This window comes from Maribacter sp. MMG018 (genome assembly GCF_018100785.1).
GTDB lineage: Bacteria > Bacteroidota > Bacteroidia > Flavobacteriales > Flavobacteriaceae > Maribacter.
In genome coordinates this window covers 897,189-922,541 of sequence record NZ_JAGJEC010000002.1, presented here as the reverse complement: position 1 = coordinate 922,541, position 25,353 = coordinate 897,189, and the positions used below count along the sequence as shown (strand labels likewise).

The window sequence follows — 25,353 nt, the reverse complement described above, 5'->3', positions numbered from 1 at the left end:
AACTTTTATTGGGTCATATTTATTAAAGTTTCATACACCATTTGGGTCGGTAAGCCGACAACATTGGTATATGAGCCTTGTATTTTTTCTATGCCAATAAGACCGATCCACTCTTGAATGCCATAGGCCCCAGCTTTGTCAAAAGGGGCGTACGTATCTATATAGTAATTTATTTCTTCGTTGGTGAGTTTCTTGAACTTCACTTTGGTTGTACTATTTTTTACCGACTGTTTTTCGTTTGTCGTAAAACAAACCGATGTAATTACCTCGTGCCAATCGCCCGAAAGCTTTCGTAGCATATCGTAGGCTTCTTCTTTTGAGGATGCCTTGGCCAAAGAGGTGTTGTTATGCCATACTACGGTATCGGAAGTAATCAAAATTTCTCTAGGCTTTAGGCATCCGTTAAAAGCGGCCGCCTTTAACTTTGCCAGATAATCTGAAATTTCACCTGCTTTTAATTCCTGTGGGTATACCTCGTTCACAGGTTTTAGGCGAATTTCAAAATCTAACCCCATTTCTTTAAAGAACTGTTTTCTTCTTGGGGATCCTGAGGCCAAGATTATTTTATGATGTTTTAATTTTTCGGTCCACATAGTTAGTCGTTTGCCGCACTGTAATTGTCCATCCAATCTCCGCGTACTTTTAACACTTGTTCTATTACATCACGGGCACATCCCTTTCCTCCGTTCTTATGGGAAACATATTTGCAATTGGCCTTTACCTCTGGTACGGCATTTTGCGGACAAGTTGCTAGGCCCACCACTTTCATCGGAGGAATATCGGGTATGTCATCGCCCATATACAGCACATGGTTTGGATCTATATTATAGATGTCCAGGTACTCGTCCAAGGCATCTAACTTATGATGTGTTCCCATATAAAAATCGGTAATGCCAAGACCTTGCAAACGTTTTTTAACGCCTTCATTGGTGCCTCCCGTTATAATGCAGATATTATACCCTTTATTGACGGCCACTTTTAAGGCGTAGCCATCTTTTATGCTCATTTTTCTAAGCATTTCCCCGTCTGTTGTCACTAGTACGTTACCATCTGTAAGTACTCCGTCAACATCAAAAATAAAAGTGGTAATTCCTTTTAAATATTCTTTATAGCTCTTCTCCATAAGTGGCTTTTATTGAATTGCTCATTAGTTTGTAAATTTCTCTATGTTGCCCAACCTTTAACAGTCTCAAATGATTGTGCAGGGTTTTCTGGTCACCCCTTCTTGCCGGTCCGGTTTGTGCCTCTTTTGGGGGCAGCACCTCTAACTTTTCGGCGGTTTCCTTTATTAATGGCATCAGTATTGAAAAGTCTATTCGATGCTCGTTACATATTTCGTTTCCGATATGGTATAAATGATTGGTAAAATTGTTTACGAAGACGGCCGCTACATGAATGGCTTTTCGTTTTTCGGAATCTATTATTTGAACAGTATCACTAATATATCCCGCTAGTTTTTGTAACAGTTCTAAGCTGTCTGTTTGTTTTGCCTCCAAGCATAACGGTATTTTTTTGTAGTCGACTTTTTTTCCGGAAGTAAAGGTCTGTAACGGATAAAAAACACCAATATCATGGTGTTTGGATAAAGCTGTCAATGGAACACTCCCCGAGGTGTGTACCAGTAGGCCATTAACATTCAATTTATCAGAAACTAAAGGTATGGCGTCATCTTTTATGGCCATAATATAAATATCTGCCAATGGAAGGTCTGTCCAGTTTGTGGAAACAGTGGCTCTGTCCTTAAAAAAATCTAGAGATGTATTGTTTCTACCAATAACCCCAACAATGTCTATTTGCTTGTTGGGAAACATAGCTTCAAATAAGTTTTGTGCTACATTACCGGTACCTAAGATAACTACGGAAATCATTTTGCGAAAATACAAAGAATTAAAGCGAATATGTTATGTCAAAATTAACATAATTGAAGAAGGTTTATGCTTAAAACTACTTCTTAGAAAGTGTAAAAGGCCGTATTTTTGCGTGCTGAAATCAATTGGTTCCGGTTATGACAGAAATGCTCAAGAAAATATTCTTCTCCACCCGTTTAATGTCCATTCTGTTTATTGTATTTGCGGTGGCCTTGGCCTTCGGTACATTTATAGAAAGTTGGTATAGTACCGAAACTGCACGTATCTATATTTATAATACCACATGGTTCGAGGTTATTATGGTATTTTTTGTAATCAATTTTCTGGGCAATATTTCTAGATACCGATTGTGGAGAAAAGAAAAATGGGCTGTGCTGATCTTGCATTTATCGTGGATATTGATCATTATCGGGGCTTTTGTAACACGTTATATCAGTTTTGAAGGAATGATGCCCATAAGGGAAGGTGCTACTGAAAATGTTTTTTATTCGGATAAAACTTATTTAACGGTACATGTAGAGGGTGAAATTGATGGGGAACCACGAAGAAAGACCTTAGAGGACGACTTGATCGTAACGCCCGAGGGTATGAAGTCTAATCTGCCGTGGAAAGGTGATTTTAACGGTCAACCGTTTACTGTTTCTTATGTCGATTTTATAGAAGGGGCCAAAGAAGGCCTTATTCCTGATCCGAATGGGAATACATATTTAAAAATAGTGGAAGCAGGGGACGGTCAACGCCACGAACATTTTTTAGAGAACGGAAAAGTGGCCAGTATACATGGGGTTCTTTTTGCATTGAACAAAGAAACTCAAGGGGCCATAAACATTTACGCCAAGGGTTCTGATTATAAGATCACATCTCCTTTTGATGGTAATTTTATGAGAATGGCAGACCAATTTCAAGGTTTGCTGGTAAAAGACAGCCTACAGCCTTTACAGCTAAGATCTCTTTATAATACGGCGAATATGCAGTTCGTAATTCCCGATTCTTTGGTACAAGGTAGTTATGGTGTGGTAGAAATACCGAAATCTGAAAAATCAGAGATCGATTTGGATGCCTTGGTAATGAAGGTTACCAGTAACGGTGAAACCAAAGAGATCAAAGTGTTGGGAGGAAAGGGGGGAACCAATTTTACGGATAAGATTTCGGTAGGGGGATTAAATTTTGCCCTTCGTTATGGATCTAAGGTTCATGAGCTTCCGTTTGCTATAAAACTGAACGATTTTATTGCGGAAAAACATCCCGGAACTGAGAATGCCTATGCTTCTTTTATGAGTAAAATTACGGTAATGGACGAACGTCCTTTTGACTACGATATTTATATGAACCATGTGCTGGACCATAAGGGTTATAGGTTTTTTCAAGCTAGTTTTGACCCCGATGAGAAAGGCACAAGACTTTCTGTAAACCACGACTTTTGGGGTACATGGATCACATATATTGGTTATTTCTTATTATATATAGGGCTCATGGGTATTATGTTTTATGGTAAGACAAGATTTAAGGATTTAGCGGAATCTTTAGAAAAGATGAAAGAAAAAAAGAACAAGGTCATAACCACTATCGTATTATTGATAGGGATGACTTTTTCAATGAACGCCCAGGAGTATACGGCTGATGATGGACATGACCATAGCATGGTTCCTACAAAATTTCAGATAGATTCAATTATAGAATCCTCTATGGTATCCAAAGAGCATGCCGATAAATTTGGGAAGCTTATTATACAGGATGAAGGGGGTAGAATGAAGCCTATTAACACCTTTTCATCAGAGTTGTTACGAAAGCTTAGTCAAAAGAGTACGTACATGGGCTATAATTCTGACCAGGTATTTCTATCTATGATGATGAATCCTGCGGTATGGTACAATACGCCGTTTATCGCCTTGGACAAGAAAGCCCAAAATGATAGTATACGTAAAATTATTGGTGTGCCTTCTGGACAAAAATATGTAAAGGCCACCGATTTTTTTGATAGCAAGGGGAACTATAAATTAGAGCCATTTCTTAGAGAGGCTACAGCAACGAACAATCCCAATAAATTTCAACAAGATTTTAAGGATGCCAACATCCGTTTAAGCTTGTTAAATCAGGCATTGGGGCAAGATATTGTGAAAATATTCCCTTTGCTCAACGATGAAAATAACAAATGGATATCTGCCGTAGAATTTAGGGGAGGGCAATATCAGATCCAAGATTCACTGTATGCCAATTTTGTAAAAAATGCCATGCCGTATTATCTAATGACCCTTGGTAAGGCAAAACAAACCGGTGATTATTCGGAGGCGGACAAACTATTGGATGCCTTTAAGCAAAATCAGCATAACCACGGCAGCGAGGTATTGCCACCCGATAAAAAGGTGAATACCGAAGTAATTTATAATAAACTGGACATCTTTAATAGGCTCTATAAATTTTATGCCGTAGTAGGAATTCTGTTCTTTCTCACCCTGATCTTTCAGATTTTTAAAGACCGCGAAATATGGAGGGTAGGGGTGTATTTCTTTAAAGGGGTGGTTATTTTGTTCTTTTTATGGCATACTGCCGGTCTTGTACTTAGATGGTATATTTCTGGTCATGCCCCGTGGAGTGACGCTTATGAAAGTATACTATACGTGTCTTGGGCTACAATGGGAATGGGACTTTTGTTAGGTAGAAAAAGTGATATGACCATAGCGGCATCGACATTTGTAACATCTATGTTATTATGGATAGCCCACCAAAGTTGGGTAGATCCTTCTATTGCCAATCTACAACCTGTTTTGGATAGTTACTGGTTAATGATACATGTAGCGGTAATTGTTGGTAGTTATGGACCTCTGACAGTAGGAATGATCTTGGGGGTAGTCTCGTTATTATTTATGTTGATGACCACCAAGAAGAATAAAAAGAAGATGGAGTTGAATATAAAAGAGCTGACTATCATTAACGAACTTTCATTGAACGTAGGTCTTATTATGCTAACGATAGGAAACTTTTTAGGCGGTCAATGGGCCAACGAAAGTTGGGGACGTTATTGGGGATGGGACCCTAAAGAAACATGGGCCTTAATTTCGATAATGGTATATGCCTTTGTTATACACACCCGCTTGGTACCTGGCCTTAGGGGAAAATGGACCTTCAACTTTTTAAGTGTTGTTGCCTTTGGTAGTATTATGATGACCTATTTCGGAGTCAACTTTTATCTAGTAGGCTTGCATAGTTATGCCAGTGGTTCACAGGTGATTACCCCTGTATTTATATGGTATACGGTCGCCGGGGTATTTTTACTTGGGGCATTGAGCTATTGGCGCTACAAAGTAAATTTTTCGAAATAAAATTAGTCTTTCTCTAAGAGTAATCTCATAATTTCCTCGGCAGCTACTTGTCCTTTTTGTTTTAAAAATGCTCTTGGAGTATTGTCTCCTAATTCAAAAACAATGGCGGGCATGTCGTGGTTCATATAAAAGTAATTTCTTGAAACCATGGTTGGAACGGTCTTCTTTGAAGGTTTTACGTTTGTTCTTTTTTGTGGTAAACGGTTAGAGATGCTTTCTATCCAATCAAAAACAATCTGGCCTTTTTCTCCGGTAACGGTACTATCTATAGGGTAATAAATATCGTCCCAGGTAGAGTGAAAATCGGCGCCGAAGACGAACTCATAGCCTTCACCACTCTTTTTGTTCAAGAAATCCTTAACACTTCTTGTTTCGGGTTGGTTAAAGTTTTGCCAATCCCGGTTAAGATCTATACCGCCCATATTATGACGCCAGTGACCATTGTCCACTCCATCCGGATTCATCAAGGGCACTACAAAGATGTCATAGTTGTTTCTGAACCTTTTAGCCTGTTCGCTATCTCCAGAAATGGTTTCTATAAATGATTTCATTGCCAAAAAACCCGTTACTTCTGGCGGGTGCTGTCTAGAAATAATCATCAAAGCTTTTTTGGTCGACTTGTTTTCTTTGATTTCCATTAATTGCATTGGCCTGTTCTCATGTGATCTGCCAATCTCATAATTGGTTATGAAAGGTTTTGCCGAAAGAGAATCTACCCATTCCTGTACACGTTTTGATGTATATAGTTCTTGGGCCGATATCCAAATAGGCTCTTTACCGGCAGCCACGGTAATTTCTGCAAATTCCGGTGCCGCTTTTATGCCGAATTCACCCTCTCCTGGGTTAATTATTTTAAAAGCAAGGCTATCCAATGGTTTAAAATTTTTACCATCTGTGCTGATTTTTGGGTAATACCTACTTCTAGAATTTTGGTAAGTCAATTTTATGGTGATTTCCCGAGGTTGTTCTGTCCAAACTTTAAAAGAATACCAAGGACTCACGTTAATAGGGGTGTTTTCGGCAGTGATCCAAATAGTGTAGTGGTCATTGCCATCGTCTGCCACCCCGTTTAATCTCGCTCCGTCAAAATCATTGGTAAAAAATGTTTTTTTATCAAATGACCATATCCCTTTCCATTGTTTTTGTACCGGTTTATCTACCGTAGGTACTACGGGGCTTGCCCCTTGACCTTGATAACCCGTACTGGTCTTTTTAGCGATTGCTTTTTCAGAATTTTTGCAAGAAGAAAATAGTATGCCAACAACAAATAGAGATAGATACAGATAACGCATGTAAGATTATTTTGGTTTAGAGGTTCTTAAATTATAATTTTTTTAGGTGAGTCAAAATTAATTATGGGAATAATCAATTAAATGTATCATGTTGTTCCTGTAATATTTAATGTAGTGTATTTTATTTTTTGTGATGGACATTGAATGTGAATAACCCTTTTTATAAAATAACATATGCTTTGCAATGATCTTCCGGTAAGAAAACATTTAGGGTAAAAAAAGAAGTCTAAATCAATTTTGTACCTTTAAAACTTAAAATAAATAGGGTTATGAGTGCAAAAAGAAAAGGATTGAATACGGTTTGTACGCACGTAGGAGAATTAGAGGACAAAGTTCATAAAGGTGCGGTTTCCCCTTTATATATGAGTACTTCTTATGCGTTTGATGATGTTGATGTTAAAAGGTATCCGCGGTATTTTAATACCCCAAACCAAGAAGGGCTATGTAAGAAGATCGCAGCTCTAGAAAATGCCGAATCGGCGCTGATTTTTGGTAGTGGTATGGCGGCCGTAAGTACTTCGTTGTTCGCTTTTTTAAATGCCGGTGACCACATCGTATTACAACAAACTTTGTATGGTGGTACCTATAATTTAGTGGTAGAGGAGTTTTCCAAATATGGTATTGAATATTCTTTTACAGATGGATGGGCCCCACAGGATTTTGAATCAAAAATCAAAGAGAACACAAAAGTTATCTATATAGAAACACCTTCTAATCCTTTATTGACCATAACAGATATTGAAGGAGTGGCCACGATCGCAAAAAAACATGGTTTGGTCTCAATGATCGATAATACCTTTGCTAGCCCCGTAAATCAGAACCCGATAGATTTTGGTATCGATATCGTGATTCATAGTGCCACAAAATATATGGGAGGCCATTCTGATATTTGTGCCGGGGCGGTAGCTTCCAGTAAAGAAAATATGAATCGTATTTTTCATTTGGCAAAAAATTTCGGAGGTAGCCTAAGCGATTATACGGTTTGGTTGTTAGAGAGAAGTATTAAGACTATGGGGATCAGGGTAAAGGCGCAGAATGAAAATGCTCTTAAAATGGCGCAATTTTTGGTTTCGCACCAAGATATAGATGCAGTTTATTATCCTGGATTGCCTTCGCATAAAGATCATGAACTTGCCAAAAGGCAAATGAAAGGATTTGGTGGAATGCTGTCTTTTGAACTAAAATCCTATCTGGATGCTTCGGAGTTTCAAAAAAAACTGCGATTGATCAAGCCTTCTATGAGTTTAGCCGGTGTAGAAAGTACGGTTTTGTCTCCTGCTCAGACATCTCACGCTCTTATGAGTCCAGAAGTACGTGCAAAACAAGGTATTACAGATGGTTTAATTCGTTTTTCTGTTGGAATTGAGGAACTCGAAGATTTAATCGATGATATAGAATATGCCATCAACGCTGTAAAAAAGAAGGAAAAAGTTTCATAAACCGCTCTAATTTATAGTAAGGTTTTTTAATGGTAACGACCATACATAATATTTTAATGATTATATATTAATGAAATTAGACATACTTGTTTTTGGCGCACATCCAGATGATGCGGAATTAGGTGCAGGAGGAACCATCGCCAAAGAAATTTCGAATGGTAAAAAAGTTGGAGTGGTGGATTTGACCAGGGGAGAACTGGGTACTCGGGGATCTGCCGAGATTAGAGACAAAGAAGCCGCTGTCTCAAAAGAAATTCTAGGACTTGAGATAAGGGAGAATCTATGTTTTAGGGATGGTTTTTTTACAAATGATGAAGCTCATCAACTAGAAGTGATTAAAATGATACGAAAGTATCGGCCCGAGATTGTGCTGTGTAATGCCATTGATGATCGCCACATAGATCATGGCAAGGGCAGTAAACTGGTGAGTGATGCGTGTTTTTTAAGCGGACTTCTTAAAATTAAAACGGAATTGGACGGAAGTAGCCAAGAGAAGTGGCGGCCAAAATTGGTTTATCATTATATTCAATGGAAAAATATAGAACCAGATTTTGTAGTGGACATCAGTGATTTTATAGATGTTAAAATAGAATCTATTTTGGCCTATGGTTCTCAGTTTCATGATCCAGATAGCAAAGAACCAGAAACACCGATCACTAGTAAAACTTTTATAGAAAGTGTAAGATACAGGGCAAAGGACCTGGGTAGGTTGGTAGGAACGGATTATGCCGAAGGGTTTACTGTAGAAAGGTATATAGCAGTCAATTCTCTAGATGATCTCGTTTAGGCCGTTTTCTTATACGGATTTTGGGCTTTCGGTAATTTAAAGTAGAAACTTGATCCTCTATGTAGGGCACTGTCTACCCATATAAGACCTTTGTTGTTCTCGACCATTTCTTTACATAAAGAAAGGCCTAGGCCAGTTCCTTTTTCATCATTGGTGCCATAGGTGGTACTATGCGTACCCGTTTTGTTAAATATTTTTCCGAGGGTTTCCTTGTTCATTCCAATGCCATTGTCACGCACATAAATTTCCCAATGTTTTGTTTTTTCTGTAGCTCCAATGGTTACTACACCGTTTTCCGGGGTAAATTTCAAGGCATTGCTTATCAGGTTTCTAACTATAATATCCAATTGGTTACTATCGCACCATATTAAGGTATTGGCTTCTGTTCTATTAATTATTTTTATTGATTTGTTATTGGCAATTTCCGATAACAATGAAATATTTTCTTGAACGATGGTTTCCAAAGAAGTTGTTCCCGGTTTGGTGACCGAACCGTTCATTTGAGTTTGACCCCAAGAAAGTAAGTTGTTTAGGGTAAACGCTATATGGTCAATATCCGATTTAAGTTTCGGAACAAGGTTTAAAAACTCTTCTTTGGGCATTTCACCCTCCTTAAATAGTTTTATGAGAGCTTGAAAAGCTCCGATAGGCCCACGTAAGTCGTGACCAATAATAGAAAAAAGTTTGTTTTTGGTGTTGTTTATTTCCTGTAAATTCTCCTCCTTTTTTTCTAGATCTTCTTGTTTCGATATGAGTTCTTTGTTCAGGGTTTTCTGTACCCTGGCATTTTTTCTGACCAAAAGTGTTATTCCCAGAAATATGATAAGGGCAATAAGTGCTAGGTAAACATAGGTCTTCTGTTTTGCAAGTGCCTTTTCGTTTGCCAAGATCAACTGTTCTTTTTGTTGTTCATACTCAATTTTGGTCTTGAGCATGGTCAACCCTTTTTTGTTCTCTTTGCCTATAATATCTTTTGTTACCGTTTCATAAATTTCATGGTAATTTAGGGCGGTTTTATAATCTTCTTTGTTCTTGTTTATTTCATACAAGATTTTTGAACCTTCTTGAATACCGGTCAAGTCCTCTATTTTTTTTGATATTCGATAAGCTTTCTTTGCATAGGCTTCACTTATACTGTCCTTTTTTAAATTTAGATTGGCTTTTGCGATACCGTACAGCATAGAAATTTCAGACCTTTCGTCCTCTAATACCTTATGTAACAGTTCGCTTTGTCTATACCAATATATGGCCCATTTGTTTTTTTGTTGCTTTAGGTATGTTTTGCCCTTTATATCATAGGCATACGCCAACCAATCTAGAATTTTATGGTCTTCAAATATTTTAATGGCACTGTTAACATTGAACATGGCATGATCTAATTTCCCCATATCTGCATAGGCAGAGGCCATATTACTCATGGTTTCTGCCATAATTATAGGGTCACCGATACTTTCGTTAATGTCTTTAACTTTATCATAAAACAGCATTGCTTGTTTATAATCTTTTTGAGATAGATATAAATTGGCAATGTTCTCGTTTACAACAGAAAGCATTTTTTTGTTGTCCGTAGACTCACCTATTTCGATGGCTTTAAGATAATCTCTTAAGGCAAGGTCAAAATCACCCTTGTATTCATGTACTCCTGCAATATAATTAAGTGCCTTTAAGTGTAGATCTTTATCTTCTAATTGTATCGCAATATTTAATGCTTCCTTATAATTGTCAATGGCTTTGTCATACTTTCCTTGGTCAGAATTATATGTCCCTAATCCAACAAAAGATTTTGCTTTTCCGATGTTATAATTTAGTTCGTTACTGAGTTTTAGTGCCTCTTTCGACAATATTCTTAAACTGTCCGATTTGTAAAAACGCTGCTCTAAAGCTAGTTCTAGAAGTAAGTTGATATAAGTAGTGTCTTGAGAAGACTTTTTTTCCTTTCTTAATTGTACTATTTCCTGTTTTAATGAATCTCTAACAGAAAGTTGAGCAAACGAAAAGTTACATAAAAGAAGAAATAATAAAACATACAAGAGCCTCGCCACATGTACATTATAGGATAAAATCATTTTTAGGGACACCTTGCCGTATATCAAATTAAGACGTGAAAATAATATGAAGGTGTCTTTATTGGTAATTATTGTTGTGAAATGCCATTTTTTGTGTGTTTCAACGACTCAAATATGCATTTCGTCGGAAATATGATTTTAAGAATTTTTATTTATTACTTAATTAACTTATAAATAATAAATGATACGGATTTAAAAAAGAAAGCAAAGTATTTATAAGGTAGGAGACTTTTAAAGTACCCTTTTAGGGAGTGTAACATGAAAAGTGGTACCACGACCAAGAGAACTTTCTACAGTAATAGTACCATTATTTTTTTCTACCATTTCTTTACACAACAATAGCCCAAGACCGGTCCCTCTTTCATTATTGGTGCCATAAGTGGAATAGTGTTCTGGGCTGTTCCATATTTTATCTAAAGTATCTGCATCCATGCCTATGCCATTATCCTTAACAGATATTTTTAGGGTGTTATTATTGTTTTTGGCCTTTATCTCTATATGGCCATTTTCTGGTGTAAATTTAATGGCGTTACTGATTAAATTTCTGAATATGATACTAAAATGGTTGACATCTGACCGAACGCACATTTCTTCGGTCAGGTCATTAGTTACCTCAATGCTTTTTTCAGAGAGATTTTTGTCGAACAATCCTATTATATCCATTATTTCTTTTTTGACCAGTACCTCGCCAATTGTAATGTTGGCCCCTTTCATTTGGGTTTGCCCCCAATTTAAAAGGTTGTCCAAGGTAAACTGTATATGGTCTAGATCGTTCTGTAGTTTTGGCGCAAATTTTCTAAAATAATTTTCTCCTTCCTTATCTTCCAAAGAAAGATGCAATAAGCTTTTTAATGAAGTAATTGGCCCTCTGAGGTCATGGCCGACAATAGAAAAGAGCTTATCTTGGTTTTTATTTATTTGATCAAGTTCGTTTTTGTTTTCCGAAAGTATTTTGGTTTTCTCGGCCAATATCGCATTTAAACCCTTTACTCTTCTATGGGCAAGATATATAAACACAATTAAAAGTATACTGGCGAATAATGCGACCAAACTAAATTGAATATACCTTTTTTGTTGTGCTATTTTATGAACGTTCTTATTTTCTATTGCTTCTTTTTCTTTTTGAAATTGTAATCTGGCATTCAACATGGTTATGTTGATATTATTTTCTTCTTTGGCGATGGAATCTGATAAAGTATTGGCCTTTTCCATGTATTCCAATGCCAATTCAGGTTTTTTGTCGATTTTGTATAGTTTCGATAATAATTTATAACACTCTTCTCTCCCTGGTTTAATACCGATACTTGAATACAGATCTAAACTTTGTTTTGCCAAGTTTTCGGATACAGAATAATTATGAAGTCCGAGATTTGCCTTAGCTAAACCAAAAAGAGCGTCCGTATAACCTTTTTTATCATTTAGGTTTTCATGAATTTTCAACGATTTCTCATAAAGTCTCTTTCCTTCTTCATACTTCTTTTTGCTTAAGGCAACAAAACCCCTGGTCGTTAAACCGAAAGAGAGCCATTCGGGAATTTTATGTTTTTCAAAAACAGAAATACTATAATCCAATTGTGATTCGGCTTCATCCAGTTCCCCCATTTGTGCCAAGGTATAACCGAGATTGGAAGTTAGTTTGGCTTTTAGGCCTTCATCGTCATAGTTTTGAAAATATTCTAGCCCCTTGAACAAATAATTTTTAGCTTGTTCGTAGTTATGTAGTAGACTGAACATAACCCCCAAATTAAGATTTCCACGAATTAAAAATTCTGTGTGTTCTGTGTTCTCCGCTATTTCTATCGATTGTGAGAACGATCTGTAGGAATTTGGGTAATCGGCCTGTATAAAATAGGCCTGTCCGATTTGATTATATATCTCTAAGGCGTTCAGGTCATTTTCGCAATTAGGTATTTTTTCTAAAATCTGTAACGAATACTTTATACATTCTTCCGGTTTACCCGTATAGAGGTAGTATCCAGATTTGTTTAAGAGTCCTTTTATTTTTCCGCTCTCATAATTTATGAGTTCGCTAAGCCTATATGCTTCTTTTGCCAATAAGAGCATGGTGTCCGTATTGGAATAACGCGACTGCCAACTTAATTTGTTCAATAAGGCGATATAGGTAGTGTCTTTTTTATAATTAGCACTATTTATTCTAAAAAGTTCTATTTCCTTCTTTAGGTTAGTAATGCTATCTGTTTGTGTATGTACTTTATTTACAGACAATAACGCGCATAAAACCAAAGCTGTTAGGTGGAATGAAAAATTACTGTATAAGGGTATTTTGGGGAATCTATTTGGCAAGCTATAAAAATATATGGTTAAACAAGATTGGAGTTGCTCCAAACTTTTGTGTTGTAAATTTAAACATAAAAAAAATTATTAATCAAGTACTTATAAGAAAGGTGATATAATTTATGTAGAATCTTTTGAAAGATCAGATAAAAAAAATTACCTTTGCCACCGCTTGAATATGGTGGTTGTAGCTCAGCTGGTTAGAGCGCTGGATTGTGGTTCCAGAGGTCGCCGGTTCGAACCCGGTCTTCCACCCAAAGCATAACCATAAGTCTCGAATGATATCATTCGAGACTTTTTTTTGAGTTGGTTAAATTGACAAAAAAAAGACCGATCTAAACTAGATCGGTCTTTTTATGTTAGGTAATCCTTTTATTTGGTGGCTTTGTCCACAGTCACTGGGTTGTCTCTGTTGGCAAGCTCCCAGGCCGTATAAAAAACAAGCCGTGTACGGTTTTCCAATAGATCATAGTTTATTTTGTCAGGGGTGTCTCCAGGTCTATGGTAATCATCGTGGGTACCATTAAAATAAAAAATGATGGGAATATTGTTCTTTGCAAAGTTATAATGGTCACTTCTGTAGTAAAACCGGTTAGGGTCGTTTTCATCGTTATAGGTGTAATCCAATTCTATATTGGCGTATTTCTCATTAACTTCTTCCGATAGCTCGTGTAGTTCTGTGCTCAACTTGTCCGAACCAATAAGGTAGATATAATTTCTATCCCCTTCTCTTTTAGGGTCTATTCTACCGATCATGTCAATATTTAGGTTGGTAACCGTTTGTTCCAAAGGAAAAATAGGGTCGAAATCAGTATAGTACTGAGAACCCAAAAGGCCTTTTTCCTCACCGGTTACATGCAAGAAAACCACTGATCTTTTGGGGCCATTACCATCATCTTTTGCTTTCTTAAATGCTTCGGCTATCTCTAAAAGTGCCACGGTACCAGAACCATCGTCATCGGCACCGTTGTTAATTTCACCATTAGACGAGATTCCTATATGATCAAGATGCGAAGAAATTACAAGATATTCATCTGGCTTTTCCGAACCTTTTATAAAAGCAATAACATTTTCCGAATCTATTTCTTCATTAGAACTTTTAAAATCGAGCGAGGTTGTTGTTTTTAATACTTTTGGCGAATTATCACTGTCAATGCTAGGTAATATAGCTTTTGCCAAAGTCTCATCAATAAAGAGGCTCGAAAAATCATTGTTATTGTTTTTAAGGCTCATTCGGCCACTATTGTTGCCTTTCATAAAGTCGAACCTTCTTTTAAATCTGCTGAAATTATCAGTGTCTAAATAGAAAATTCCTTTAGCCCCTTTGTCTACGGCAAGTTGAATGCGTTTGCTTAATGATTCTGATGCGTTGCTCCAAACAGATTTTTCAGATGTACCCGATATTTTATAGGTACCATCACCGTTCATTGGTTCGCCAAACTTTACGAGTACCATTTTATCAGTGACATCAAGACCTTCATAATCTGAATAACCTTCGTCCTCAATACCGTAGCCTGCATAAACAATTGGAGTATTTGTTGTTTGGGCAGCACTAAAAGTAAGTACATGCTCTCCTAATAAAAAGTCGGTATTGTCTATACTTAATTTTCCAATAGGAAGGTTGCTTATTTCTATTGGCACCTTTTGAAAATAGTCGCCATCTGGTTTTGCAGGGGGAATATTCAATTTTTCATACTCGTTCTTAATGTATGCAATTGCCTTTTTTTGGCCTGGCTGCCCGGTTTCCCTGCCCTCAAATTCGTCGGATGCATATATATACAAATGGTCCTTTAGTTCTTCTTGGGTAATAGTCTCGCCATATACAACAGGACTAACAATATTAGTTGTTTCTGAAGTGTTTTCTTTTGAAACGGTTTTTTGGGAAGAATTACAACCAACCAATAAACCAGCTAAAATGAGTAGTGTTTTTTTCATGTTTTGAAATCAAAATTTCCCAAAAATAATCAAAAGATAACTATAGCACCATATCAATAAGCAGAATCGGTTAGAATTACCATTTGCCATAGTTAGGCTTATAAATTATAAATGAAAAGCGATATGAATTTTCCAACCCTTTACACGCAAAAAAAAACGGTAGAACAAAAAACATAGATAACGCATGCTAATAATGCCGGAGTAAAAAGTTAGAAAGATTTATATTTACTTTGCAACGTCTCTAAAGCTGCTCGGTCAAAGAATTCTCTTTGTTGTTTTCTTTTCTTTGCCGGGACTGTATTTTTTTACGAACCTTCTCGGGGTAATTACAAATATCGTCCTCAGCTTCTAATATTAATATTTTTTGATCTGAATCCGGTTTTTTAAGTTCATCGGGAGAACAGCCCAAGATCAATGCCGCCGTTGCCACACCCGAATGTCCTGCACCCGCAACTCCATGAGACAGAATACTGGCGCCACATAAATAAAGGTTCTTTATCTCACTTTTTGCCCTGTAAGCAAAAGGGCCTATATGTTTGAGGCTTTTTTCTGTACCATAAACGTTGCCATTGGTGGTGTTGATATAATATTCATTGGTCATAGGGGTTCCCAAATCTTTATGTACAATATGTTCGCTTACATTCGGAAGAACCTTTTCTAGACCTTTTATCATTTTTTTGGTAAGCTTTTCCTTAAATTCTAGATACTCTGTGGATCTTTCTTGGGTCTCTCCACTAAACTTGTGAAAAGCTTCATAATTAATAAAGGTTATAGCTTCGATTACATGGTGTTTACCGTCATAACTGGTAGGGTCTTTTATAGTGGTACAACTTATGAACATACCTTCGAAAGCATCTCCTTTTAGAATATCGCTCCCCATGGCCAGGTCGTAATAGTCATCTGCTTCCATATCTGGCATTAGCCAAATATTTCCAGAGTCCATTCCAGCTTTTCTAACATCCATATCAACCGTTAAAAAAAGCATCAACGATGTACATGAATATAACGTTTTATCTAGCTTCCTACGTAGTTTATTGCTAAGGTTGTCCCTGCCTACCAATTTATTATAGGTGATACCTACATCGGCATTTGAAATTATATTTTTCGCAAAAATTTGTTGTCCATCATATAATTCTACACCAATGGCCTTTTTGGTACCGCTGTTCTCCAGTATTATTTTTTGTACCGCTGTTGATGTCCTTAGTTCTCCTCCATTATTCTTAAATTTTTTTGTCATCGCCTTTACCAAGGCACCTCCGCCACCCATTGGGTAATAGCCACCCTGAAAATAATGGTACATTAAAGCTGCGTGCAGAATAAAGGATGCTTTACTAGGTTGTAGGCCGTGGTCTCCACACTGAATGTTCAGAATATTCTTTAATAAGGGATCTTTTACATGCCAATCGATAACCCTTTTTAGACTAAAAAGACTGTATCTGCCAAAATGTCGGGTACGATAGGGCAAGGTCAAATTTTTCCAAAATCCTTTGATATATGGTATGGAGTGGAGTTCTTTACTTGCGAGATTAATGTACTTAAGGTATTTTTTAATTCCCTTTTTTTCTTTCGGAAACCTTTTTATCAGCCGTTCTTCTAGTTCTTTGGGATCGCTAGGATAATCAAATCTGTGTTCACCTATATGTACATGTTCATATCCGTTTGGGTTCATTTTAAAGAAAACAAGGTCATTGGCGATTCCTAAACCTTTGTACAGGTTACTGGTGGACTCACCTTCGCCCAGCAAACCTATATAATGTACACCAGGTGTAAACCTATGTCCGTTTAAATAAAAACTATGGCACCAGCCTCCCGGAACATCATGTTGCTCCAGTAATAGCACTTTTTGGCCAGCTCTAGATAGGCAAATGGCCGCAGCTAAGCCGCCGGCGCCCGAACCTATTATAATAGTGTCCCAAAACTGATTCTTTAAATTATCTGATTTTCTGTCTTCTTTCAATATTTTCTATTTCAAGGCCTTTTCTATCGCCGCTTCCACCAGAGGCTCCATTACTTTGTAACCTTCAACGGTGGGGTGTACTTCATCTTTGGCATATTTTTTAGGTAGCCCGTTTCTTTCATCTGCCATTTTTGAAAAATAGTCAAGATAAATATGGCCTTTTGCCTCCGAATACTCTTTGATCATTCTGTTGAGTTCTATAATTTTATTTGCTGGTTCTAATCCCGGTCTCCATGGATAGTCATAAGCTGGTAGGGTAGAGGATAGAATTACCTTGATACCATTTGCATGGGCCATTTCTGCCATACCTTTAATATTGTCCATAATCATTTTAATTGTAGACGGTCCCGTATTACCTGCAATGTCATTGGTGCCTGCAAGTATTACCACGGCCTTTGGGGCAAGGTCTATAACATCTTGCCTGAAACGAACAAGCATCTGTGGAGTTGTTTGTCCACTAATACCACGATTGATATATGGTTTGCCCTCAAAAAATTCAGGTCTCGAGTTTAACCATCCTATAGTAATGGAGTTCCCCATGAAAACAACTCTATTTTCTCCTTCGCTGGGGGCTCCTATCTTTTTGTTGGCTTCTTCAAACATTTTTAAGTTTGCCCAGTCTTGGGCAACACCATAGTTTAAGTTAAATAAAGAAATGAACAATGCAATGATCAAAGGTTTTATATGTTTCATTTTTGTATAAAGTTTTATTGAAATTCTTTTTTTTCTTCAGGTGTTAAAGGCAATTGCCCTATAATTCTATGCTTAGAGGGCCTTTGCACTATCAAAAATGCCATTAAGCAAAAAGCAATGGTAAGTGGTAGTGCATTACCGGTACTATAATAGGCAACAAGACATATAATAGCCGGACCCTCTATACAGGCATATTTCACTAGGCTGGCCGACGTATATGTTGTAAGTTTCTCTTTCATTGATTGCTCCCTATTTATTTTTGAGATACTTCTGTTAAAAAGAAACTGTCCGCCAAAATAACCAATTATTGAAATAATCGGTACTATATACAGAAATATATCATCACCGTTCGTATCTGCACTAAATCCCTTGCCCTGGAATAATATAATGCCCGTAACCGCTAACAGACCAATTACTAGCGATAGATGAATAAAAGAAAGTGTTTTTAAAAAAGTCTTGGCAACCATATAATATAAAAGTATTCCAAGATACTATTTTAAATGGGTTAACTTAAATTTTACCATTAACAAAACGGTTTTTATTTGCTTTCGATATATTTGCTGGATTATGAAGGAATTAATTCTGTTTTGTTTTATTGTCACAATCGTCACAAAAGGCTATTCGCAACTGGAGGAGGATAAGGTACTGCACTTTTTGGGAGGAAATTTGTACGGATTGGTAGGGGCAGGGGTCGCTAGCCAGATTTCGAAAGGGGATAGGACTTGGACCTTTGTAGGTGCCATTGGTGGGAGTCTGTTAATAGGTTTGGCAAAAGAAAGTATAGATGAGCATCAATATAACGGCTGGGACAATAAAGATTTATTGGCAACTGTACTGGGAGGTGCTACTGTGGGCGTTACCATAGATCTGTTTAAACAGCGAAAAAAAAGAAAACGAGAGCAGTTGTTCAAAGATGCAATAGGAAGCCAAGATAGGTTATATCTTAGCCCCAAAATTGTACCGATTCCAAAAACTTCTCTCGTTCTTTTATCTATTTCGCCAAAAGTGCTAAATAGGTAGTATCTATTTAATACTTGGCGCTTTTACCATTGGTCAAGGTTTTGTTTATAAAATCCCTGATATCATCATTGGCCTTTTCGAGATCTTCTTTTCTTAGATACATCATGTGCCCCGAACGGTATCCTTTAAAACTAAAGCGGTCTTTCATTCTACCACTTGGGTCCACTTGCCACATTAGGTATTTTGCATTAAAATATGTTGTGGCTCCATCATAATACCCAGACTGTACCAAAACGTTCAAATAAGGATTCTGTGCCATGGCCTGTCTTAAATTTTCCCTAGTGTTCTCGTTAGAGTTGTCCCAAGGGTGAACAGGGCCGAACATATTATATTTTACGTCGGTCTTAAACTTTAGTTCTTCCTGAAGGTAGTAATTAATAGCAGGTGTAAAGCTATGTAACCAAGAGGTTAGCTCAGAATTGTAATCTGGTCGCATGCCCATTAACTGCTTGTCCATTCCCAAATATCTCGAATCCAATCTACCTACGGTAAAACCTCCTTTGTCCTTTAAAAGGTTTTTCCAAAAGAAAGAAGTAGGTACGGATAGGTTCTGGTCGATAATGTCTTTGGTGTTTAAACCGGAATAATAGGCCATTTTTTCGGCGATACTTTTTCTTTCGTTCTCATCAATAAAACCACCTTTTGCCAAAGCAGGAATTAAAGTGTTGATCGTGTAATCTTCCGATTCCGGAAGAATATCCAATAGGTCTTTGCTTTGTAGGGCCGCAGGCAAAGCCTTATGGTGCCACGCCGCTGCGGTATAGTATGGTAGGTTTATAGCTTCCGCTACCGGACCTTCGTTTCTAATGATCTTGTAATCTGCCGGCGAAACTAAAATAACACCGTTCAGGTACATCCACTGTCTATTTTGCAGTTCTAGCGACAGTCCCATTACCCTAGGGCCTCCATAACTTTCGCCAATTATATATTTAGGGGAACGCCATCTGTTGTTACGTGTTACAAAGGTATTTAACCATTCGGCCAAATATTTAATATCGGCATTGATGCCGAAGAATTTTTTACGATCTACTTTTTCTCCCGTTTCAGGTATGGTTCGTGAATATCCTGTATTGGCCGGATTTACGTAGACAATATCGGTAACGTCGAGTACCGAATACGGATTTTGGTTAACACCATAGGGCTGTATGGGATATCCTTCATCATCAATTTTTAAAATTCTTGGTCCCGTATAGGCCAAGTGCATCCAAACAGAGCCAGAACCCGGGCCTCCGTTAAAAGAAATTAAAAGAGGTCTTGCTGCTCTATCTTTTACATTGTTCTTGGTGTAGTAGGTGTAATGTAAAGAGGCAATGGGCTCTCCGTTTTCATCCCAAACGGGTTGTGTTCCAGTTTGTGCCGTATAATTAATGGTAGATCCTTTGATCGTCACACTATGTTGCGTTGTAACCACTGTATCTACAGGTAGTTTACGGCTTTGTGCAAAAATTGTGGATTGTAAGGAAAATAAGAGAATGGTAAAGAAATAATATTTTTTCATTGGTAGTTTGAATTAGTTCCTTAAAAATAAGGATTCCTTGTAGAACGGGAATTTGTTTTTATTAGAAAAAAAGTGAATATTATGTTAATTGTTTAAAGAAAAAAGAGAAGTGTTGTTCAGGGTTAATCTGATAAGGTAATTGTTTTAAAATTTTTCGAATACTCCCAGGCCAAAAAGGGCAAAATCATATTTAACGGGGTCCATGGGGTCCAATTTTCGCAAGTTCTTATCTAACTCATAAAGGGCCTTGGCGTCGTTTTGCTTACGCTTTAACAATTTAAGCTTTCGTGCTACATTGCCCGAATGAACGTCTAATGGACAAGAGAGTTTGGATGGTGAAATGTTTTTCCATATTCCAAAATCTACATTGGAGCTAGAATCCCTAACCATCCATCGAAGAAACATATTAATACGTTTCGCCGCAGAGCCCTTTAATGGGTCCGATACATGCTTTGTTGTTCTCTGTTCATAGGGCAGCTCAAAAAAGAGTTCCTTAAACTTAGAAATAGTCGGTTGTAGCGAATCTTTTTCTTGATGCTTTTCAAATATGCCTTCTAAGCCATTATGGTTTAGGTATATGTTTTGTAAGCTTTTTATAAAATAAATAAAGTCGGTACCGTTGAAAGTTCTATGAACAAATGGGTGCAATGGTTCTAAATCGGCCGGTTGGTGGTTCATAACAAAATCAAAGGGGCTGTTTCCCATTAGATCCATCATTCTATGGGCATTTTTGATAATACTTTTTCTATTGCCCCAAGCTATAGTAGCCGTAAGAAAAGCACTGATTTCAATGTCTTCCTTTTTGGTATAAAGATGTGGAATTTGAATTGGGTCCGACTCCAAAAATTTCGGATTGTTATAGGCAACGACCTTTGCTTCTAAAAAATCCTTTAATTCTGTTCTTGTCATTCTAAAGGAATATCTAAAATTTTAAGTAAAAAAATAGGGCCGACCAAAACTAGGTTGTATAGGGCATGTAATGCCATAGACCATATTAGTCCGAACTTTACCCTTATAAACCCCAGTAATACTCCTACAGATAATTGTGGGGCCACTAACAGGGGAGATAGTAGTATGACCTCTGTAGAAATTTCATAATTGCTAATGTGCATAAACCCGAAACCCAGTGTGAGGATGTAAAAGACGTAAGGAAAAAATTTATTGTTCTTAAACCATATCATGGGGCCCCTAAATAATAATTCTTCAATTACCGGAGCTGCTACAGCGGCCCCCAACAAAAGGTAGATAGGGGAGTAGTCCTCCAAAAAATCATCCATGGCATGTTTGCCTACATCAATATTAAAAACCAGCTGAACAATGCCTATGACAATGCTTAAGCCGATGCTGATGACAAGGGCGATTGCCACAAGTTTTACCAATGTTCGAAATTTATACTCGCTACTAGTGTTTTTTTCTTCTTTGTAAATAGGTTTTTTGGCGAAATCAATAACCTCTTTTAGCATACAGTGGAAGGTTTTATGATGTGATGATTTCCTTGTCGACTATCTTACCATCTACCATGGTCAATTTTCTGTCGGCCATTTCGGCCAAATCCTCATTATGGGTTACTATTACAAAGGTTTGGCCAAATTTTTCGCGTAACTCAAAAAAGAGATTATGAAGCCTGTCGGCGCTTTCGGAATCTAAATTTCCACTGGGCTCGTCCGCAAAAATAATGGACGGGTTGTTTATCAATGCCCTTGCCACAGCGACCCTTTGCTGCTCACCACCGGATAACTCGGAAGGCTTATGGTTCTCTCTATGTGATAGGCCTAAAAAATTCAATAATTCTTTGGCCCTGCTTTCGGCTTCTTTTTTGGGTGTTTTCTTTATAAAGGCAGGCAGGCAAACATTTTCAATAGCGGTAAACTCTGGAAGCAATTGGTGAAATTGAAAAATGAAACCGATGTGTTCATTTCTGAATTTGGCCAACTCTTTGTCCGATAAGCGGGTGGTTTCGGTACCATTCACCAATAGGTGTCCGTCGGTTACATTGGACAGAACGTCCAATGTGCCGAGAATTTGTAAAAGTGTCGTTTTACCGGCACCGGAGGCACCTACTATAGAGACAATCTCTCCTTTCTTAATGTGCAGGTCCACACCCTTTAATACTTCCAGTTCTCCATAATATTTATGGATGTTCGAGGCTTTTATCATGTAACGGTAAATAAAATGGTGAAATTAAAGAATGGGGGTCAGATAACAAAATAACAATTTACTCTTGATAATTTACACATATAATCTTTTACTATTACCGTTATAAATAATACTTATACCCTTTAATCAAAAAAGAACAATTTTAACTATATATTAGCCCTAATAGGGTAAACAATTACCTATTTTTGTTTATCATTTTATTAAATTAATTAAACATACTACATGTCGCCATATAGAAATTTTGAAGAATACAACTTAGAGATAACGGATGAATTAAAGGAGAAGTTTTCTTCGGTCATAAATGAAATTGGCGAAGATGTCGGTAGAGACGGTTTGTTAAAAACACCCGAACGCGCCGCAAAGGCAATGATGTTTCTAACCCAGGGATATCAACAAGATGCGGAGGAAATATTAAAAGGGGCCATGTTTAAGGAAGATTACGATGACATGGTTATTATTAAAAATATCGAATTGTATTCTTTATGCGAGCATCATATGTTGCCCTTTTTTGGGAAGGCCCACGTGGCCTATATACCAAACGGTCAAATAGTAGGGCTTAGCAAGATTCCAAGAATCGTAGATGTGTTTGCCAGAAGACTCCAGGTTCAAGAACGTCTTACCCATGATATTCTAGAATGTCTAAACAACACTTTAAAACCTAAAGGTGTGGCAGTAGTTATAGAAGCTTCACATATGTGTATGATGATGAGGGGTGTTCAAAAACAAAATTCGGTAACTACCACTTCTGGTTTTAGAGGACAATTTGAAAAAATAGAGACCCGTAACGAATTCTTGAAACTTATTGGGTCCGAATTGTCTTAATGTAATATGCAGACCGTAACTTTTGGCATCTTTGTTGCTTTATCAACAATAAGATCATTAATTTTATACTATGTCAGTTACTAAAGACAAAAAATATAAACAACTCTTTTTGGGACTTTTGTTCGATGCGATAGGAATGCTCTCTTTTGCAATTCCGTTCATTGGAGAATTTTCGGATATTATCTGGGCACCCTTGTCGGGTTGGCTAATGACCCGTATGTACAAGGGTAAAGTTGGTCAGGCGGCAGGTGTAGTCACTTTCATAGAGGAGATTATTCCAGGTTTGGATGTGATACCCACATTTACGATTATGTGGTTTTATACCTATGTTTTTAAAAAGTCTAAAAAACAAACAATTCAGGTTTAATGATTTTTTAGTTCGCTCTTAAAATATGTAACTTTATTGCAAAATAGTTACAGATTGAAAAGAAGAAACTTTGTAAAAAAAGCAGGTGTAGGGGCCGTTTCAACGGTTTTACTTAGCGATATTGTATATAGAAACCTTCTGCCGGAAGGGTATTCCCCCCTAGCATTTCAAGAGCCAGATCCCTTTAAAATGTTCCATAAAGACCCCGAAATGGTCTTGCTGAACGACAAACCATGGAATATGGAAGCCAAGGCGCATCTTCTTAATGACGATGTTACTCCCAATAAATTTATGTTTATTCGTAATAATGGCATCATACCCGAAGACATAGATGTTTCTACATGGCAATTAAAGATAGACGGAGAGTCGGTCTTGAACGAAAAAACGTATTCATTAGCGGACCTTAAGTCAAAATTTAAGCATTATACATATCAACTTACCCTAGAGTGTGGAGGTAATGGGCGTAGTGAATTTGACCCGCCGGCGAAAGGTAACCAATGGAGCATAGGTGCCGTTTCTTGTGCAGAGTGGACGGGAGTTAGGTTAAAGGATGTTTTAGAAGACGTAGGAATTAAGGACGATGCCGTATATATAGGTTATCACGGAGCGGATATACACCTTAGCCGAAACCCACAAAAAGAACCCATATCAAGAGGTATGCCGATAGCCAAGGCCCTGCAAGACGAAACTATTTTGGCATTTGCCATGAATGGCGAAGATATACCGTTAACACATGGTTATCCGTTAAGATTAGTTGCCGGTGGATGGCCTGCATCCGTTTCTGGTAAATGGTTGAACGGTATCAGTATTAGAAACAAAATACATGATGGAGAAAAAATGGGAGGAAGCTCGTATCGTGTACCTTGTGAGACAGTGGCACCGGGGGAAAAGGTGGATGATGCCGATATGTGTATTATAGAGTCTATGCCCGTAAAGTCGCTGATTACATATCCAAAATCGGGAGCGATCATAGATGAAGGAAAATCGTTGAAGATCAGGGGGCATGCATGGGCAGGCGAGCTAGAGGTTTCCGAAATGGAATATTCCATAGATTTTGGTTCTAGCTGGAAAACCATTAATGTTCAAAAACCGGTGAACAGGTTGGCATGGCAACATTTTAGCGGAGAGGTAAACTTTCCTAAAAAGGGTTATTATGAAATCTGGGCCAGGGCTACCGATACAAACGGAAATAAGCAGCCTATGGTGTTGCCAGGTTGGAACCCAAAAGGATATTTGAACAACGCATGTCACCGTATTGCGGTAAAAGTGGTATAATGGAAGGTAAAAACAACCCCGCTAAAAACACATCTTCAAAATATAAGTGGCCCATTGTGGTTGCTTTTCTCTTTCTTTTTATAGGAACAGGTGTGTGGTACTTAGTAGGACCCGAGGAATCTGAAGAAGAAGTGACGGACATAACGGAAATGGACCCTGATAAGGTAGAGAATGGCATTCATGTACGTACAGGACTTATAGAGGCCGAAGGTTTACAAGAAGTAATTAATAATTGTACCACGTGCCATTCATCTAAATTGATCATTCAGAATAGAATGGGAGAGGAGCAATGGAACAGTACCATTCGTTGGATGCAAGAAACTCAAGGTTTATGGGACTTGGGTGACAATCAAAAAATAATTGTGGATTACTTGACTACGAATTATCCACCTTTTAAAAAGGGAAGAAGAAAAGCGCTGTCTAATATTGAATGGTACAAGTTGGACCAATAAAAAATCCCTTCGATCTAATGTGTTTTAATCGAAGGGATCTTTAAAGTTGTTGGCTCTTACTTCGGCTCCCTTTTCTATGCCAAGGGAAAAAGTCGTTCACAGACCCGTAT

Annotated in this window: 22 protein-coding genes and 1 tRNA gene; 9 read left to right on the top strand and 14 right to left on the bottom strand. The window is 37.5% G+C overall.

Annotation, left to right across the window (positions count from 1 at the left end):
* Positions 1–5: 5 nt before the first annotated feature.
* From J8L85_RS12405 to J8L85_RS12395, 3 genes are read right to left on the bottom strand one after another with little or no spacing between them, the layout of a single operon-like run.
* Positions 6–593 carry a Maf-like protein gene (locus J8L85_RS12405; protein ID WP_211017667.1) on the bottom strand — a complete coding sequence of 196 codons (588 nt, stop codon included), beginning with the start codon at positions 591–593 and terminating at the stop codon, positions 6–8.
* Positions 594–595: 2 nt separating this feature from the next.
* Complete coding sequence (locus J8L85_RS12400; RefSeq protein WP_211017665.1) at positions 596–1,123, bottom strand: HAD-IIIA family hydrolase; 528 nt, start codon at positions 1,121–1,123, stop codon at positions 596–598.
* Positions 1,107–1,868, bottom strand: coding sequence for a DUF2520 domain-containing protein (locus tag J8L85_RS12395; protein WP_211017663.1), 762 nt, complete (start codon positions 1,866–1,868; stop codon positions 1,107–1,109). Before J8L85_RS12395 ends, J8L85_RS12400 begins: the two co-directional genes overlap by 17 nt.
* A gap of 137 nt (positions 1,869–2,005) precedes the next feature.
* Here J8L85_RS12395 and ccsA point away from each other — a divergent pair, with 137 nt between their 5' ends.
* Positions 2,006–5,188 (top strand): cytochrome c biogenesis protein CcsA, encoded by a 3,183-nt coding sequence (ccsA, locus tag J8L85_RS12390; RefSeq protein WP_211017661.1) that lies wholly within the window; start codon positions 2,006–2,008, stop codon positions 5,186–5,188.
* Positions 5,189–5,190: 2 nt separating this feature from the next.
* Here ccsA and J8L85_RS12385 read toward each other — a convergent pair whose 3' ends face one another.
* Entirely contained in the window at positions 5,191–6,480 is a 1,290-nt protein-coding gene (locus tag J8L85_RS12385; RefSeq protein ID WP_211017659.1) for a M14 family metallopeptidase, read from the bottom strand.
* Between the two features lie 269 nt (positions 6,481–6,749).
* Here J8L85_RS12385 and J8L85_RS12380 point away from each other — a divergent pair, with 269 nt between their 5' ends.
* Positions 6,750–7,919 carry a PLP-dependent aspartate aminotransferase family protein gene (locus J8L85_RS12380; protein WP_211017656.1) on the top strand — a complete coding sequence of 390 codons (1,170 nt, stop codon included), beginning with the start codon at positions 6,750–6,752 and terminating at the stop codon, positions 7,917–7,919.
* Positions 7,920–7,989: 70 nt separating this feature from the next.
* On the top strand, positions 7,990–8,706 hold the full coding sequence (bshB1, locus tag J8L85_RS12375) for a bacillithiol biosynthesis deacetylase BshB1 (RefSeq protein ID WP_211017654.1): 717 nt from the start codon (positions 7,990–7,992) through the stop codon (positions 8,704–8,706).
* Here the strand turns inward: bshB1 and J8L85_RS12370 are convergent.
* Positions 8,703–10,772, bottom strand: a complete 2,070-nt coding sequence (locus J8L85_RS12370; protein ID WP_211017651.1) for a tetratricopeptide repeat-containing sensor histidine kinase — start codon at positions 10,770–10,772, stop codon at positions 8,703–8,705. The two genes, bshB1 and J8L85_RS12370, sit on opposite strands and share 4 nt — an antisense overlap.
* 231 nt (positions 10,773–11,003) lie before the next feature.
* On the bottom strand, positions 11,004–12,998 hold the full coding sequence (locus J8L85_RS12365) for a tetratricopeptide repeat-containing sensor histidine kinase (RefSeq protein ID WP_211017648.1): 1,995 nt from the start codon (positions 12,996–12,998) through the stop codon (positions 11,004–11,006).
* Between the two features lie 249 nt (positions 12,999–13,247).
* On the opposite strand from J8L85_RS12365, the gene J8L85_RS12360 reads away from it, so the two are divergent.
* Positions 13,248–13,323, top strand: a tRNA-His gene (locus J8L85_RS12360).
* A gap of 116 nt (positions 13,324–13,439) precedes the next feature.
* On the opposite strand, the gene J8L85_RS12355 is transcribed toward J8L85_RS12360, so the two are convergent.
* The 4 genes from J8L85_RS12355 to J8L85_RS12340 all read right to left on the bottom strand — a co-directional run bounded on the left by J8L85_RS12355 (position 13,440) and on the right by J8L85_RS12340 (position 18,119).
* Positions 13,440–15,002, bottom strand: coding sequence for a M28 family peptidase (locus J8L85_RS12355; protein WP_211017646.1), 1,563 nt, complete (start codon positions 15,000–15,002; stop codon positions 13,440–13,442).
* Between the two features lie 241 nt (positions 15,003–15,243).
* On the bottom strand, positions 15,244–16,959 hold the full coding sequence (locus tag J8L85_RS12350) for an NAD(P)/FAD-dependent oxidoreductase (RefSeq protein ID WP_211017643.1): 1,716 nt from the start codon (positions 16,957–16,959) through the stop codon (positions 15,244–15,246).
* A 6-nt stretch (positions 16,960–16,965) separates the two neighbouring features.
* Positions 16,966–17,652, bottom strand: coding sequence for an SGNH/GDSL hydrolase family protein (locus J8L85_RS12345; RefSeq protein ID WP_211017641.1), 687 nt, complete (start codon positions 17,650–17,652; stop codon positions 16,966–16,968).
* Positions 17,653–17,666: 14 nt separating this feature from the next.
* The gene (locus J8L85_RS12340) at positions 17,667–18,119 is read right to left on the bottom strand and encodes a hypothetical protein (RefSeq protein WP_211017639.1); all 453 of its coding nucleotides are present in this window, start codon (positions 18,117–18,119) and stop codon (positions 17,667–17,669) included.
* A gap of 100 nt (positions 18,120–18,219) precedes the next feature.
* Here J8L85_RS12340 and J8L85_RS12335 point away from each other — a divergent pair, with 100 nt between their 5' ends.
* Positions 18,220–18,672, top strand: coding sequence for a hypothetical protein (locus tag J8L85_RS12335; protein WP_211017637.1), 453 nt, complete (start codon positions 18,220–18,222; stop codon positions 18,670–18,672).
* Positions 18,673–18,679: 7 nt separating this feature from the next.
* Here J8L85_RS12335 and J8L85_RS12330 read toward each other — a convergent pair whose 3' ends face one another.
* The 4 genes from J8L85_RS12330 to J8L85_RS12315 all read right to left on the bottom strand — a co-directional run bounded on the left by J8L85_RS12330 (position 18,680) and on the right by J8L85_RS12315 (position 22,327).
* Entirely contained in the window at positions 18,680–20,170 is a 1,491-nt protein-coding gene (locus J8L85_RS12330) for a carboxypeptidase (protein ID WP_211017635.1), read from the bottom strand.
* A gap of 144 nt (positions 20,171–20,314) precedes the next feature.
* Positions 20,315–21,079, bottom strand: coding sequence for a TIGR02757 family protein (locus J8L85_RS12325; protein WP_211017633.1), 765 nt, complete (start codon positions 21,077–21,079; stop codon positions 20,315–20,317).
* Positions 21,076–21,633 carry a CPBP family intramembrane glutamic endopeptidase gene (locus tag J8L85_RS12320; protein WP_211017630.1) on the bottom strand — a complete coding sequence of 186 codons (558 nt, stop codon included), beginning with the start codon at positions 21,631–21,633 and terminating at the stop codon, positions 21,076–21,078. The genes J8L85_RS12325 and J8L85_RS12320 overlap by 4 nt, the downstream gene beginning before the upstream one ends.
* Before the next feature lie 13 nt (positions 21,634–21,646).
* Entirely contained in the window at positions 21,647–22,327 is a 681-nt protein-coding gene (locus J8L85_RS12315) for an ABC transporter ATP-binding protein (protein WP_211017628.1), read from the bottom strand.
* A gap of 222 nt (positions 22,328–22,549) precedes the next feature.
* On the opposite strand from J8L85_RS12315, the gene folE reads away from it, so the two are divergent.
* From folE to J8L85_RS12295, 4 genes are all read left to right on the top strand, one after another.
* Positions 22,550–23,149 (top strand): GTP cyclohydrolase I FolE, encoded by a 600-nt coding sequence (gene folE / locus J8L85_RS12310; protein WP_211017626.1) that lies wholly within the window; start codon positions 22,550–22,552, stop codon positions 23,147–23,149.
* Between the two features lie 70 nt (positions 23,150–23,219).
* Positions 23,220–23,516 carry a hypothetical protein gene (locus tag J8L85_RS12305; RefSeq protein WP_211017625.1) on the top strand — a complete coding sequence of 99 codons (297 nt, stop codon included), beginning with the start codon at positions 23,220–23,222 and terminating at the stop codon, positions 23,514–23,516.
* Positions 23,517–23,570: 54 nt separating this feature from the next.
* Complete coding sequence (locus J8L85_RS12300; protein WP_211017624.1) at positions 23,571–24,791, top strand: sulfite oxidase; 1,221 nt, start codon at positions 23,571–23,573, stop codon at positions 24,789–24,791.
* Positions 24,791–25,243, top strand: a complete 453-nt coding sequence (locus J8L85_RS12295; protein ID WP_211017623.1) for a monoheme cytochrome C — start codon at positions 24,791–24,793, stop codon at positions 25,241–25,243. The genes J8L85_RS12300 and J8L85_RS12295 overlap by 1 nt, the downstream gene beginning before the upstream one ends.
* The last annotated feature ends 110 nt before the right edge of the window (positions 25,244–25,353 follow it).